The 14,411-nt window shown below is 39.7% G+C and carries 15 protein-coding genes; 9 read left to right on the top strand and 6 right to left on the bottom strand.

The window, feature by feature from the left end; translation table 11 throughout:
• The first annotated feature begins 5 nt into the window (after positions 1–5).
• Complete coding sequence (locus FTU09_RS02215) at positions 6–995, top strand: lysophospholipid acyltransferase family protein (protein WP_178865707.1); 990 nt, start codon at positions 6–8, stop codon at positions 993–995.
• Here FTU09_RS02215 and FTU09_RS02210 read toward each other — a convergent pair.
• The 3 genes from FTU09_RS02210 to FTU09_RS02200 all read right to left on the bottom strand — a co-directional run bounded on the left by FTU09_RS02210 (position 952) and on the right by FTU09_RS02200 (position 5,432).
• Entirely contained in the window at positions 952–3,387 is a 2,436-nt protein-coding gene (locus FTU09_RS02210; RefSeq protein WP_104853215.1) for a DNA internalization-related competence protein ComEC/Rec2, read from the bottom strand. The genes FTU09_RS02215 and FTU09_RS02210 overlap by 44 nt on opposite strands.
• Positions 3,388–3,520: 133 nt before the next feature.
• On the bottom strand, positions 3,521–4,204 hold the full coding sequence (gene lolD, locus FTU09_RS02205; RefSeq protein ID WP_179991114.1) for a lipoprotein-releasing ABC transporter ATP-binding protein LolD: 684 nt from the start codon (positions 4,202–4,204) through the stop codon (positions 3,521–3,523).
• Complete coding sequence (locus FTU09_RS02200) at positions 4,197–5,432, bottom strand: lipoprotein-releasing ABC transporter permease subunit (protein ID WP_104853304.1); 1,236 nt, start codon at positions 5,430–5,432, stop codon at positions 4,197–4,199. Before FTU09_RS02200 ends, lolD begins: the two co-directional genes overlap by 8 nt.
• 25 nt (positions 5,433–5,457) lie before the next feature.
• On the opposite strand from FTU09_RS02200, the gene FTU09_RS02195 reads away from it, so the two are divergent.
• Positions 5,458–6,021, top strand: a complete 564-nt coding sequence (locus FTU09_RS02195) for a PilZ domain-containing protein (protein WP_004971830.1) — start codon at positions 5,458–5,460, stop codon at positions 6,019–6,021.
• A gap of 76 nt (positions 6,022–6,097) precedes the next feature.
• On the opposite strand, the gene FTU09_RS02190 is transcribed toward FTU09_RS02195, so the two are convergent.
• Together FTU09_RS02190 and FTU09_RS02185 are read right to left on the bottom strand one after the other, a co-directional pair.
• Positions 6,098–7,009, bottom strand: coding sequence for a DMT family transporter (locus FTU09_RS02190; RefSeq protein ID WP_179989282.1), 912 nt, complete (start codon positions 7,007–7,009; stop codon positions 6,098–6,100).
• Between the two features lie 12 nt (positions 7,010–7,021).
• Positions 7,022–7,489 carry a YaiI/YqxD family protein gene (locus FTU09_RS02185; RefSeq protein ID WP_004971836.1) on the bottom strand — a complete coding sequence of 156 codons (468 nt, stop codon included), beginning with the start codon at positions 7,487–7,489 and terminating at the stop codon, positions 7,022–7,024.
• A 239-nt stretch (positions 7,490–7,728) separates the two neighbouring features.
• On the opposite strand from FTU09_RS02185, the gene FTU09_RS02180 reads away from it, so the two are divergent.
• Together FTU09_RS02180 and FTU09_RS02175 are read left to right on the top strand one after the other, a co-directional pair.
• Positions 7,729–8,661, top strand: coding sequence for a hypothetical protein (locus FTU09_RS02180; protein ID WP_180079468.1), 933 nt, complete (start codon positions 7,729–7,731; stop codon positions 8,659–8,661).
• Between the two features lie 489 nt (positions 8,662–9,150).
• A complete protein-coding gene (locus FTU09_RS02175) occupies positions 9,151–9,291 on the top strand; it encodes a hypothetical protein (protein ID WP_004971840.1) in 141 nt (46 codons plus the stop codon).
• Between the two features lie 96 nt (positions 9,292–9,387).
• Here the strand turns inward: FTU09_RS02175 and serC are convergent, their stop codons facing one another.
• Positions 9,388–10,467: a 3-phosphoserine/phosphohydroxythreonine transaminase gene (gene serC, locus FTU09_RS02170; RefSeq protein WP_004971842.1), complete on the bottom strand. Its 1,080-nt coding sequence runs from the start codon at positions 10,465–10,467 to the stop codon at positions 9,388–9,390.
• Positions 10,468–10,721: 254 nt separating this feature from the next.
• Between serC and FTU09_RS02165 the strand changes: the two genes are divergently transcribed.
• The 5 genes from FTU09_RS02165 to FTU09_RS02145 all read left to right on the top strand — a co-directional run bounded on the left by FTU09_RS02165 (position 10,722) and on the right by FTU09_RS02145 (position 14,403).
• On the top strand, positions 10,722–11,165 hold the full coding sequence (locus FTU09_RS02165; protein WP_004971845.1) for a hypothetical protein: 444 nt from the start codon (positions 10,722–10,724) through the stop codon (positions 11,163–11,165).
• A gap of 241 nt (positions 11,166–11,406) precedes the next feature.
• A complete protein-coding gene (locus FTU09_RS02160; RefSeq protein ID WP_167845881.1) occupies positions 11,407–11,721 on the top strand; it encodes a hypothetical protein in 315 nt (104 codons plus the stop codon).
• A protein-coding gene (locus tag FTU09_RS02155; protein ID WP_180079467.1) for an IS5 family transposase occupies positions 11,711–12,524 on the top strand; the annotation gives its coding sequence in 2 pieces (ribosomal slippage) (positions 11,711–12,097 and positions 12,099–12,524; 813 coding nt in all). Before FTU09_RS02160 ends, FTU09_RS02155 begins: the two co-directional genes overlap by 11 nt.
• Entirely contained in the window at positions 12,506–12,742 is a 237-nt protein-coding gene (locus tag FTU09_RS02150; RefSeq protein WP_180079466.1) for a hypothetical protein, read from the top strand. The genes FTU09_RS02155 and FTU09_RS02150 overlap by 19 nt, the downstream gene beginning before the upstream one ends.
• Before the next feature lie 179 nt (positions 12,743–12,921).
• Positions 12,922–14,403 (top strand): TolC family protein, encoded by a 1,482-nt coding sequence (locus FTU09_RS02145; RefSeq protein ID WP_180061928.1) that lies wholly within the window; start codon positions 12,922–12,924, stop codon positions 14,401–14,403.
• The last annotated feature ends 8 nt before the right edge of the window (positions 14,404–14,411 follow it).

Below are 14,411 nucleotides of genomic sequence, written 5' to 3'. Positions count from 1 at the left end.
TCGTTATGACCGAACCTGCACCGACAACGGCTTTATCGCGCCTGCTTGATTTTGTCAGTCGACAACCTTTAACAGTTGCGCGTTTTTTTGCAAAATCTTTGGCTTTTTTGGTCAATACACTGCGTTTGAGTAAAACCTCTCAAACCATTCAACTCAATCTACAAATTGCGCTTCCTGAGCTGAACTCACAACAACGCGAACAGATTATCCAGCAAGCAATTCGTAACGAACTGACCTCTTATTTTGAGTTTTTTCATATTTGGGGATCAAGCAATCAAAAAAATATTCAAAGAATCCATCAGGTACATGGTTTAGAACTATTACAAGATGCACTGGCTGCACAAAAGGGTTTGGTCTTAATTGTGCCGCATTTTGGCACTTGGGAAATTATGAATGCGTGGATCGCTCAATATACGCAAATGACCATCATGTATAAACCTGTCAAAAACCCTGCGGCAGATGATTTTGTGCGCCAAGCACGTAGCCGTGAACAGGCACATTTAGTCCCAACAGATGAATCTGGGGTACGTCAAATTTTTAAAGCACTCAAACAAGGCGGAACCACTGTCATTTTGCCAGACCATACCCCAAATATAGGTGGTGAGATGATTCCTTTTTTTGGTATTCCGTTGGAATCGAGTAATTTAAGCGCCAAATTGATTCAGAAAACTAAAGCAAAAGCTTTGTTCTTATATGCGTTAAGAAATGCAGATCAAGGCTTTGATATGTATATCGAAGCGATAGATGAGCACATTTATCAGTGTGATGCCAATGCAGGGACAGCTATTATTCACCGTGCAATTGAAGATTTGATCCGTCGTTATCCTACACATTATCACTGGAGTTATAAACGCTATAAAGCCCATCCAGATTTACGCGGGGTCTATCATAAACCTGTGCAAGAAGCCTTGGCAGATGTGCAGGCTGTACGTGCCCAGACACAGAACCAAACTAACGCTGCAACCACAATTTCTGCTGCCGATACGGCTGTATAAGCATACGCTGTTGTGCATCTACAGAAAAACGTACGCTGCCCTGTTGTATGGTGTTCATGAACGGAATATTGAGCGCAGCCAAGCGTTGCTGAACTAAAGAACTAGGATGTCCATAACGATTATCAAAACCTGCAGATGCCACGGCCAATTTGGGTTTAAAATGTGCTAAAAAATCATAGGCAGAACTGTGCTTACTCCCATGATGACCCAAAATTAACACATCTACTTTTAAATCAGGATATTCCTGCAACAATTGATATTCAGTTGCCCAACCTGCATCGCCCATCACTAAAAAATGCTGATATGGCTGTGCGGATGGCACTGAAATATACAACACACATGACAACTCATTTTGTTGCTGTGCGGCATAGGGTAATTGACTCGGTTTAGGAGATAAAACTTGTATCTGTACCTGATGTGGTAAAGACCACTGTTGCCCTTGCTGACACAAATTAAACTTGCTATTTACTGCCACATCTACGGTCTGATTGGCAAAGACATGCTGAATATTGACTTCATTTTGCAAATGAGGAAATGCACCACTATGGTCTTGGTCTAAATGACTTAAAACCACCAAGTCCAGTTGTTTAATACCATGCACCGCTAAAAATGGACGTAAAATTTGCTGTCCAATACTAAACTTACTTTCATCATAAGAACCGCCCACATCAATCATCATGTTGTAATGACCTGAACGTAAAAATAAAGCTTGTCCCTGCCCCACATCGAGTACTGTTAATTCAAATGGTTGTCGTTGGCTATCGACTATAATCAGTGGAACAAAACATAAGATTGCCCAAGTTTTAGGCAATACCGATTGTGGTAAAAATAGCAGAAATAAGCCTAAACATAGACAGACATACACCGCTGCAGACATCGACAAAGTATGTAACCGTGGTACAAAAACGGTTTCCATCCCCCGAAAAATCAAGCGCAACAAAGCCATAGCTAGATCATTCAATTGAAACAGTATTGACGCCAAGGGTTCAAAAATAAAAAAGCAAATTCCTGCCAAAACATCTAAAGGCACGATCAGCATACCAATCAATGGAATTGCGATGATATTAATAAGCGGTGCAATCCACGCCACTTGTTTAAAAAACACAATCACCAAAGGAAATAAGGCAATAAAAATTTTCCATTGCGACTCGATTAGAATTTTGCTGGCATGTTTCAGTTGCTGCCAACGATTCAGCTCTATACGTGGTTGCGCACTCAAGCTCTGATAAATACGCAGTAGAATAAAACAGGCCCCGTAAGACAGCCAAAAAGCAGCAGACAGTACACTTAAAGGATCAAACCATAATAATAAGGCAGCACTATAAATCAGCAAGGCAAAGCCTTGAAGCTTCTGCTTCAGCACTAACATTACTGTCACTAGACTGCACATCAGCAAGGTTCTTAATGCAGGAATTTCAAAACCGACAAAGGCGGTGTACAGCAATACACAACTTAAAAATGGCAACATGAGCAAGTATTGTTTAGGCATCCACAAATACCAATGCGGACGGTAATACCTAATCAGCTGACGTAATGCCCAACATAGCATGCCTGCAAAAATCAGCACATGTGGCCCTGAAATAGCCAATAAGTGGCTAATTCCAAAACGCTGAAACTGTGCTTCAGTTTCTGCATCTAATAGGCTTTTATCTCCTGTGAGTAATGCAAGAATTAAACCTTGATGATGCAAAGGTTGCTGCTGAATAAACAGTCGAATTTGATAACGCTGCTGTTCAATCCATAATCGAAATTTTGCCCATAGCGTCTGTTGGGCACGCCAATGTTGTGTAAACCCCATGGCATAAATTTGTTCAGCCGAGATAGGCTGAATCTGCTCAACCCGAAAACCACTCATAATATTTTGCTGTAAATACCACCGCTCTACATCAAATGCACCTGCTGTGGCATAACTATGCGCAGGGCGAATTTTTCCACTTAATTTGTAATAGTGTCCAAGTTCTAAATTTTGCTCTTGATCTACCTGAGTTTGTGCTAAAGTTGCTAACCATGTCACTGTTTGAGGATGTCGGTTTAACACCTCAACCCTTTGTGAAATGCTGTTGTCATTTAGCTGATTTAACTGTCTGACATAAACCACGACTTCAGCAAATTCAGGTTGTAGTTCACGCCATTGCAAACGCTGCTGCATCTGCGTATCCGCATAGATCAAACCGAAAACAAGACTCAAAACACCTGCCACTCCTACATTCAAACATTTCCAATAGATTGAAGATAAGCGAGCTTGCAACAAGTATTGCACAACGATACTGCATAAAATCAGTAAAACCATTGCACTAGGCATGGAAGTCAATGAATGTATTGGAAAAGAAGAAGAACGTATTCCGACACAGGCGATCCCAATCACCCAAGCCAGACCAATCAATTGCAGCATGAATATTAAACTTATTATTTTTATTGGCATGCATCATAAAGCCCACCGAAGTGGGCTTCAACAAAACAATCTTATTCCAGCAATTACTGTTTTAAACGCAATCGCTTTTGAGTGGCTTTACGAACTATGCCCCTTAAGCATCTACCCAAACACCATCTTGCATGTGCAAAATGGTATCGGCAGATTTTGCCAACTCTTCATCATGAGTCACAATCAACATCGCCATATTAAACTCTCTGCGTAATTCACGCAGCAATTCAAAAATTTTAACTGCAGTTTTGCGGTCTAAATTTCCAGTGGGTTCATCGGCAAGCATGAGTGCGGGTTTTGTTACTAATGCACGTGCCAACGCAACACGCTGACGCTCCCCTCCAGAAAGCTCACCCGGTTTGTGGGTTAAACGATGCGACAAACCGACACGCTCAAGCAGATACTCTGCCTGTGCCTTCACCTCTTTATAGTTCGTGCCTGCGCGTAACATTAACGGCATCGCCACATTTTCAAGCGCACTAAACTCAGGCAGCAAGTGATGAAATTGATAAACAAAACCGAGGTATTGATTACGCAAATAACCGCGCTCAGCTTCGCCTAAATTGTCAAAACGCTGACCATTTAAAAATACTTCGCCTGTACTTGGTCGGTCTAAGCCACCTAAAACATGCAATAAGGTACTTTTACCCGAACCACTCGCCCCAACAATAGACATAAATTGCCCCTGCTGAACTTGTAAATCTAGACCACGAATCACTTCAACAGTGGTTTTGCCATCGGTAAAGTGTTTAGAAACTTGTTTGGCTTCCAGAACAATCTTACTCATAACGCAATGCCTCTGCTGGTTGAATTTTCGCGGCACGTAATGCAGGGTAAATCGTCGCCAAGAAACTTAAAATTAATGACAAGCTCACAATCACCACCACATCTTGCCATCTTAAATATGAAGGTAAGTAGTTGATAAAGTAGGCATCAAATAAGTTTAGCCCTAATACATTATTCAACCATGCAATAAAGCCACTGATACTGGACGCGAAAATAATCCCCAAGATTGCACCTGAAACCGTGCCAATAACCCCAATGACCGTACCTTGCACCATAAAAATTTTGGTAATCGTGCTTGGTGATGCACCCAAAGTTCTTAAAATCGCAATATCCGATTTTTTATCGGTCACGACCATCACCAAAGACGACACGATATTAAATGCAGCCACCAAAACAATTAGGAATAACAATAGGCTCACCATTGCCTTTTCCATTTGAATGGCGCTAAACAAGTTGCCGTGCGTATAAGTCCAGTCCGAAGCATAAAAATTGGCAGGTAGCTCTTGCACAATATCTCGAGATACTTGTGGTGCAGCAAAAATATCATCCAGTTTTAAACGTACACCTTGCGCACCATCGGGTAAACGCAGCAAAGTCGAAGCATCATTCAGGGCGATATATCCCATCATCGAATCGACTTCTGCACCAATACTAAAAATACCAACCACTTTGAAGCGTTTAAAACGCGGTACAACCCCTGCAGGGGATGGCGTTGCTTCAGGTAAAACCAAGGTGATGCTGTCGTTTAAACCCAAACCCAAGGCATCAGTCATTTGTTTGCCCAAAACAATACCGAACTCACCCTTTTTCAGATTATCGATACTGCCTGCAACCATGTGGTTTTGAATGATGGATACTTTCTTTTCGTATTCGGGTTCAATTCCCGTGACCATAATGCCCGACACTTGCCCTTGTGCAGTCAACATGCCTTGCAATTGCGTAAATGGTGCAGCACCAACAACATGCTTATGTTGCTCAACTTTCGTTGCAAGTTCTGGCCAATTTGTTAAAATTTGTGTTGATGAAACAGTGGCTTGAGGTATCATGCCCAAGACACGATTTTTTAATTCACGATCAAAACCATTCATCACCGAAAGTACGGTAATGAGGACGGCAACACCCAAAGTTAGACCGATCATCGAAACTAAGGCAATAAAAGAAATAAAGTGGTTACTGCGCCGAGCGCGCGTATATCTCAACCCTATATATAGCGAGATTGGTTTAAACATACCATCAAGTCCGAGGTAATACATTATGGAAAATTTACAGCATCAAAGCGTCGCGTCTGAACGTCGTGTCATGTCACGAATTGATGCTGCCCTGAGAATCAATTACCAGATCATTTCTGACGATGTTGCGCTGAACGACCCTTACGATGCTAATTTTGTTTTACCGCGTTATTTTCTACTACTCGCAGAATTAGATCAATTTGATCATGCATTAAACTACGAATTAGAACAATTAACTGAAAAAGATCAACAAATTGCTCGAATCTTATCCTTATTCAACCAAAAATTAAACCTTATTACAGGGTCTTTATACGATGCAATTGTACAAAGCATGTTACCTATCCCTGAACAGGTCAATTTTTCAGAAAGTGGTTTCAGTTTTTATAGTGAACGTGAATTAAACACAGGCAGTTATATTCATGTCACGCTCAGCCATCCTGAAAACTTTTTCCATATAGCCGCAACCGCGCAAGTGGTTTACAGCCGTGAAGAAGAAAATGGACAATATCGTACTGGGGCGTATTTTATTACTTTACACCCTCAAGATCGCGTCAAACTTGCAGAAGCCGTTGCTTTAAAACAAGCATAATCTAAGAAATAAAATAAATCATTTCTGCATGTTCGCGTATATAAAATCACGTGGATAACGCCATCTTTGCATATCGTTAGGATGGTGTTTTGATTTTCTGAGCCAATGCCCGACTTGCTTTAAGATCACGATAAAAATACAGCACTAAGCCTGACAATAAAACCAAAGCGCCCAAAAATACCATGACCGATAAAGCTTCTTGATTGAGTAAAGCACCAATCAACAAAGCAATCATTGGCGTCATGACGGTGGTTAAAGATAAGGTGGTCGCCTGAATATTCTGCACCAATTTAAAATAACAGAACATTGCAATCAAAGAAGCCATGATCACGGTATAAAGTAAAGCTGCGATAGATTTAAGACTCGGCAAACTAGTCGGTACATATTGCCAAATAAACGGCACAATACATAAAGCCGCAATGGTTGATACCAAAATCGAGCCAGTTGCCTGTGCTACAGGTTCAACTTGCGCATTAACTTTTTTCACCCAGAAAATAGACATGGTGTAGGTCAATACACTAAACAGCATTAAAACAATACCCAGAGGATGCACATGCTGTGTTTCGCCGCCAAAGCAGATGATGCCAAGCCCTAAAATGGACACTGTCATTCCGATCCATTGAATACGTGCCAAATGCAACTGAAACACAAAACGACCAATCAAACCTGCTATGATGGGGGTCAGACCAAACATCAGGGCGATAATGCCTGAGCTTAAATAAGCGGTGGCAATGTAGGTGAAAATTTGTGAACCGATCAGACTAAACGAACCTGCCAAATAACTATGCCACGCTTGTAGATGATGTGGAAATTTCACTTTTAACAGCAGCAATAAAATAATAGCTAAGGGCAAAGCAATGAAAAAACGTAGCACCAAAGCCCAAAGCATGTGTAAATCTGACACACTCCAGACAATTGCCAAAGGCGTTGTTGCCCAAATGAAAACCAATAAGGCATAGGTCATCATAATATTGGTTTTAGAAGGCATGCGTGACTCGTATTAAGCAGTTTTACGTTTTTGCTTTTGGATAGTTTGATCTAGACTACTTGAAAACTCACGTTTATCACGTTCTGAAATAGGTGCTGGCCCACCTGTTTGTACGCCTGCACCACGCAAAGTATCCATAAAATCACGCAAATGCAGACGCGCTTTCACATTGGCAACAGTATAAATTTCACCACGTGGATGAATCGCTATTCCGCCCTTTTCAATCACTTGTGCCGCTAGTGGAATATCCTGCGTGATCACAATGTCGTGTTCCTTCATGCGATCTACAATTTCCTGATCGGCGGCATCGGCACCATGCATCACTTGAATAGAGTTAATCCGTACCGAAGGCGTAATCCCGACCGATTGATTGGCAACAAAAGTGACTTCAAGTTGGTAACGATCTGAAGCACGTAAAATGACTTCTCTTAGAATTTTAGGTAATGCATCTGCATCAACCCAAAGTTTAAATGGCAGCACTGTGCAACCCTGATAATAATATGCGACTAGTGTATCAAACTCATTACATTGCAGTATGTTTAAAATGCTCAGAATTGCATGCTAAAGTGTAGATGGATGTGATTTTGTTTCTGCTGCATCGCTGTCCACAATCTGTACAAATGCAGTGGCATTACATGAAATTTCAGCCAAAGACTTGAAAAATCGAAATAACCCTCGATCTAAGAGTAAAGAAAAGAACCCAACATCTCAAAGTGCTTATGAACAATCAAAATAGACCAGAAATCATCCGCATTGAAGATCAGAACTTCGGCAGCCATGTTGAACATTGGAATTTACTCACGGATGAACCCTGCACCGAAGTTCCAAAATGGTTAGGACTGGCTCTAGATGCACCAATTATGCCAATGGGTTTATGCCGCCAAGAAGCAGAAATGGATCAAAGCACATGGCTGATTCAAGGCCCAAGCAAAGAGGCAATTCAATTGACACAAGTGATTGCGGTTGAAAATAACAAACCACAAGCTGTAAAAACGGCTTTCCCTTGCTTTGAAAGTCCTTACAAAGTTGAAGCTAAAATTGAACGTATCATTAGCTGCAAATCTAACACTCAAGCGGTGCTTCGACTCAATTTAGGCAACAACAGTATTGTCTATGCTTTTGACAGTTTATACAGCGTCAACCATCAACAATACCAAAAAGATCAAACCTACTGGGTGCATTTAAACGCATGGGCGTATGAACTTGAAGCTGTTGCTGAAGGCGAACAATTGGTGGTCGATGATCCTGCGTCAATTAAACACCATCGTGCGCTGAATGATATTTTAGCAGCCAATGATGGTGTTGCACCTGCCAATCTGCAAGAACAAATTGACGCATGGCAACCTAAGTCCGAAGATGACAAAGCACCTGTAACGGTGGATTTTTCTAAAATGGTCGCATATTTATATGGCGAAAATATCGGTCAGGAAGATGAAGCTTGGTTTCAGGGCAATGTTGTTGGTAAAACCAGTTTTGAATTCATGAATCAAGCCTATACTGTTTATGATGTCACTCTAATTCATGATGAAAATCAGCCTACGATTTTAATTCGTCTTGCAACTAAAAATCCTGCGCACCAAAACTTTGAAATTGGACAATACATTCGTGGCAATATTTGGATTCAAGCCAATATTCACAATATAAAACAGTAGTTTATTAAAAATAAACCTCAAAGTAGCTGTCTAAATAATAAATTCATATTCATCATCCCCCCATCCTCGCCTTCTCCTCAGGGAGAAGGAACTTTCAATACTTATTTCACTGATGGCTTATAATCAATTTTTGATTGTTAAAAGCATGCTATTGATAGTATGAATATATTGATGCTTATTTAAGCATTTTAAATTCAAAAAAACGCAGTTATCCACAGCTTTAAATTTATTATAAATTCAAAATAAGCCATATTTTAAATCGAATATGTGGATAAGTTATTTTAAAACCCAAACATCTGCACCAAGCACCGTAGATAATCTGAAAGCCTTGAGTGGTGCGGATTTTAAAAATCAACACAGAATTAATTCATTATTGGCAGATATTATATTTAAAATAAAATTAGTACTTTATTTAATCAATTTTTTATGCTAAAAATATAGCCGTATTTAAATATTTAACGATAAATAGATCATCGGAAAATAATATCTATGAAAATCGTGCAAGAAGAAAACTTACAGCATGTAGAACATCAACTTGAGCAACGCTATCAGCTCGACCCGATGTCTTGCCTATTTTTTGCATTAGGCATGCTGCTCTCCGCCTACGGCTTACACTATTTTGTGTTCTGAGTTTCACTCATCAACAAGCCTCTATGACTTTTCACCTATTTCTATAAAAAAAAACCCAGCTAATTCAGCTGGGTTTTTGCTTTTTACTACTATCAATTAACCGTGACGTTTTGCAAAGTCATCCATAAAGTTAACCAAAGCTTGTACGCCATCTAATGGCACTGCATTATAAATACTTGCGCGCATACCACCTACAGAACGGTGACCTGCCAAGTTCAACAAACGGTTTTCTTCAGCTTCTTGCAAGAATTGTTTTTCCAGTGCGGCATCAGCCAAAGTAAACGGAACGTTCATAATTGAACGGTTTGCGCTATAAATTGGATTCGCGTAGAAATCGCTTGAATCGATATAACCGTATAATAATTTCGCTTTTTCTAGGTTAGCTTGATGAATCGCATCTACACCACCGTTTTGCAATAACCACTCAAACACTAAACCAGACAAATACCATGCATAAGTTGCAGGTGTATTCACCATGGAATCATTTTTTGCCTGTGCTGAATATTTCAAAATGCTTGGAATTTCAGGCTTGGCTTGATCAAGCAAATCTTCACGTACAATCACAATGGTTAAGCCTGCTGGGCCAATATTTTTTTGCGCACCTGCATAAATCAGACCAAATTTAGATACATCTAAAGGTGCAGATAAAATGCTTGATGAGAAATCACATACCAACGGTTTGTCTGTTTCTGGAATATTGGCAAACTGCAAACCACCAATTGTTTCGTTATCTGCATAATGCACATAGGCAGCATCGGCAGATAAGTTCCATTGGCTTTGTTCGCTAATGGCATGCTTACCTTCAATCTGAATACCCGCTTCAACGACATGAATATCGCCATAGCGCTGCGCTTCTTTTAAGGCTTTTTCAGACCAAATACCCGTGTGGATATAATCTGCCTTGTTGTTTTTACCCAACAAATTCAATGGAATCGCAGAGAATTGTAGCGATGCACCACCCTGCAAGAACAATACTTTGTAGTTCTCAGGAATATTCATGAGTTTGCGCAGGTCTGCTTCCGCTTTTTCAGCCATGGCAACATAGTCGGCACTACGGTGGCTCATTTCCATGATCGAAAGACCTTTGCCATGCCAGTCAAGCATTTCAGCTTGAGCTTTTTCAAGTACGGCAGTCGGTAATGCTGCAGGACCAGCACAGAAGTTGTACGCGCGCATGATTTTTCCTTTCAGAGTGAAACACAATAAAATGATGGCATTTAACCATATCTGGCAGGGTCTTGCACAAAATTATTTCAATCTATGAGCCAAGATAGAGTCAAAAAATCAATGTAGATTCGAGGGATAAATTTACTAAATCAAAAAAAGAGGCTGAAATGTGTGCGACAATATCTGTCGCAAATTGATCAAAAAACCACCCACTACTCCTAATTAAATGATATTTTAAATAAATATTAAAGGAGAAATAAACAATGACAACATTCCTCAATCACTTTAAGGTAGATAAAAATTTACTTGAAGTTGACTTCTTTGACCCTAATCTGGAAACAGATACTCGCTTATACATTGATAGTTATTATTTAACTCGTTGTGAGAACATACATTCCAAGTCTGCTCTGACTACTCAGCAAAATTTTATGAAATGTTTAATGGAAGCTCTTAAAGAAAAAGATGAAATTAAAGCAAGAAAATTATGCTCCCATTTTCCTGAGCCCAAATATACTGGCATTGGTGCAACTAAAGAAGGAGTAAATGGCAAAGGATCACACGATATTAAAGTTGAATATATACTCACATGCTTAAAGTCTTCTCAGGCAGCTCAGACAGGCTTATTAGAAGATCTTGAAGAATTAATATTAGTTGCAGATGGTATAGGTCCGGACACTATTTCAGATATAACGACTAGGGTCTGTTGACATTTCATAAATGGCTTGCGCTGTAGGCTAAAACTGAGCAGATCAGGCATGAAACGCAAGGAATAGCGAGATTATTGCTAAGTTTCATAACGCAATCTGAGAAAGTTTTAGCCACAGCCTTTCAGGGCGAGCATATTTTTTGCTGCTATTGCGTTATGTGCCAGTCATTTAAAATGACTAAATTTCCTGTCCCATGCCTTATAGCAGCTAAAAAATATGCGTTGCCGCAAACATAGACGAATTGTCAACAAACCCTAATATTTGCTTTAAACATTTTGCAGAATATACATTAGAACAATGTGAAAAATTAGGTATAGAAACGACTGAAACAAAAGAGGCTATTCATTTCTTTTGTGCAATCGATAACGAATGGAAAAAATCAAAATTTTCACTTCCTCACGCTCCTTGGGGGCCTAATAAAGTTGTTGGACCTGTAATTTTGTTACCTCAAAATATCTTGGAATCTATGATTAACTATAAAACTAATTATTTTTTCACTAATATTAGACCTCTTGCGAAAGTAAAAAATTGTTTATACTCATCTCATGAAATATGAAAATTTAACAAGATTTAATGATGAAGAATTTAAACGACTTGTTGGAGTTCCTCGTCCATTATTCTTAAAAATGGTATCAGTGTTACAACATGCTGAACTTGCCAAGAAAAAATCTGGAAGACCTCATTCGTTGTGTTTAGAGGATCAATTGTTGTTAACTTTAAATTACTTACGCTGTTATAGAACTCAAATTGAGTTATCCGCCGACTATAACCTAGCTGAAAGTAATGTGAATCGTACGATTCAGAAAGTTGAAAATGCTCTGATTCAATCACGGATTTTCGCATTGCCGAAAAGGAATCAAAAGTTTAATGAGGGGGATTATGTAATCGTTGATGTTACTGAGTCACAGATTGAGCGTCCCAAAAAAACAAAGAAAATTCTATAGTGGTGAAAAGAAGAAACATACGCTAAAAACACAGGTCATTTTTAACCCCCAATTAAAGCAAATTGTAAGTATACAGATTGAAGATGGCAGAAAACACGATCTGAACATTGCGCGTAAGCATTTGAAGGAGATGATTATTTATCCTTATATCATGGCAGATTTAGCCTATAAAGGATTTCATCAGATTAAGAGTAAGTTACTCATTCCAATCAAGAAACCTAACAATTTATCATTACCCCAAATAGCAAAACAGATCAACCAAGAAATCAGTCGGCGTAGGATCACAATTGAACATATCAACGGCAAACTTAAACATTTTCGGATATTAACAGAACGCCATAGAAATAGACGGAAACGATTTGGTCTAAGAATGAATTTAATTGCTGGAATGGTGAATTGGATGCTCTTAAATTAACTTTCGTAAGATCTATTGCCACCCCTTTATTTAAAGAAGAAGTTTTACGTAGAGATGCTTCAGCAAGCTTTATTTATTCTTTAAAATCTGGCGAGAAAAGAGTGAATGTAAAAAAATGCGAGAGCAACATCCTGAATTTCGAGGGGGGAAAAAGCAATATGGATGAATTAATCGCAAAAAATCCAAGACTTTTAAAAGAATATATAGAGAAAAAGTAGCTAAAAAACGCTATTTAAAAAGAAAAGGTAAAAAAAGAAGATTAGAGGACGCATAAGCGTGCTTTTTATAGACAAATGTACAAGAAACAATACTATAACTTTACACTAGTTCTATCTGCGAACCTTTGATTTATACTAGCGGGATAACATTACCAGCTTTAAATCAGTTTAGCGACTTTATGAACTTAAAGAAAAATAAAAGACAGCTTGTCTGGGGTTTAAATCTGCTTGCATCTATGATGTATGGCAGCTTTGCTCATGCACAGAGCATCAGCTTTCAGGATGCTGAACGTCAGTTGTTGCAAAATTCTTATAGCAGCCAAGCCTATCAAAGTCTGGAACAGGCTTCAAAACTTGAAGCTGAAGCAGTAAAAGGCGTAGGTCTGCCACGTGTCGACCTGAATGTTCGTGCCTATGCCTTTCACAGTGAAGTCGATATTCCATTAAAGCAATTTAAAAATAATCTGGAGAATTCACTCTCTCAAGGCGTGAATGGCCGGCTTAATGAGTGGGAGGCCAGTAATGGCGTGGATCTACCTGCAGGTATTACCGATCCACTGCGTGATGGACTTAACAATACTATTCATAGCGGAGTTGGTCTGATTCCGGATACGTCTAATGTCATCCTTGAAGATCAGGTGATTCGCCCCACTGTTTCCGTGATTATGCCAATATATACTGGAGGCCTCACCCGTAGTGCCAAAGAAATCGCCAATATTCAGGTCGGTCGTAGTCAGCTCAGCAACAAACAGCAGCAAGACACGCAGCGTTTTGAACTGATTCAAAGTTATTTTAATGTACAGCTCCAAAAGCAACTGCATGCAGCTGCGCTGTTTAATCTGAATGCCATGCAGCAGCATTATCGCAATGCCTTAAAGATGGAACAGCAAGGTTTTATCAGTAAAGGGCACCGCATGCAGTTTGAAGTGGCACGCAATAATGCCGAGCGCAGCCAGCAAAATACACAGGCCAATTTGAATGCTGCCCTGTTCCAGCTGAATAATCTGCTTCAGGAAAGTAGCATCACCGAACTTTCGACGCCTTTATTTGTCAATAAAACCGAGCCACAGGCCTTAAATCATCTGCTGAAAACCTTTAGTCAGAACTCTGCGCTGATTCAAAAAATGCAGCTGGATACTCAATTAGCTCAAGCCAATGTCAAAGCCCAGCAAGCAGCTAAAAAACCGAATGTTTTTGCTTTTGGCGAATATAGTCTGGATCAAAATGAAAACTGGATTGTCGGAGTTGCCGCACGCTATAACCTGTTTTCTGGGATCGATAAAAACAAAAATATTCAGGCTGCCGAACTCAAACGCTCTGCCACAGAACTGCTCACTGCACGCACCCAGCAGGAAATTGAAAATCTGATTTATAAATCTTATAGCGAAGCACTCAGCGCACAGCAAAGTGATGCACTTCTGGCACAAAATTTGAAAGCCGCACAGGAAAATTTACGCATCCAAGAATTGTCCTTTAAAGAAGATATGGGCACCGCCATACAGGTCATCGATGCACAAAATATGCTGAGCGGACTACGAGCCGAAACTGCCTTGAATGCTTACAAATATGTGATGTCACTGGCCACACTATTACAAAGCCATGGCTCGATTGCAGAATTTCCGAACTACATCCAACATACCAACACTCACTATATTCGCTAATGGAGCCG

Source organism: Acinetobacter sp. YH12058 (assembly GCF_013419805.1).
GTDB lineage: Bacteria > Pseudomonadota > Gammaproteobacteria > Pseudomonadales > Moraxellaceae > Acinetobacter > Acinetobacter towneri.
The sequence above is the reverse complement of the archived record's forward strand: the minus strand, read 5'-3'. Positions and strand labels throughout refer to the sequence as shown.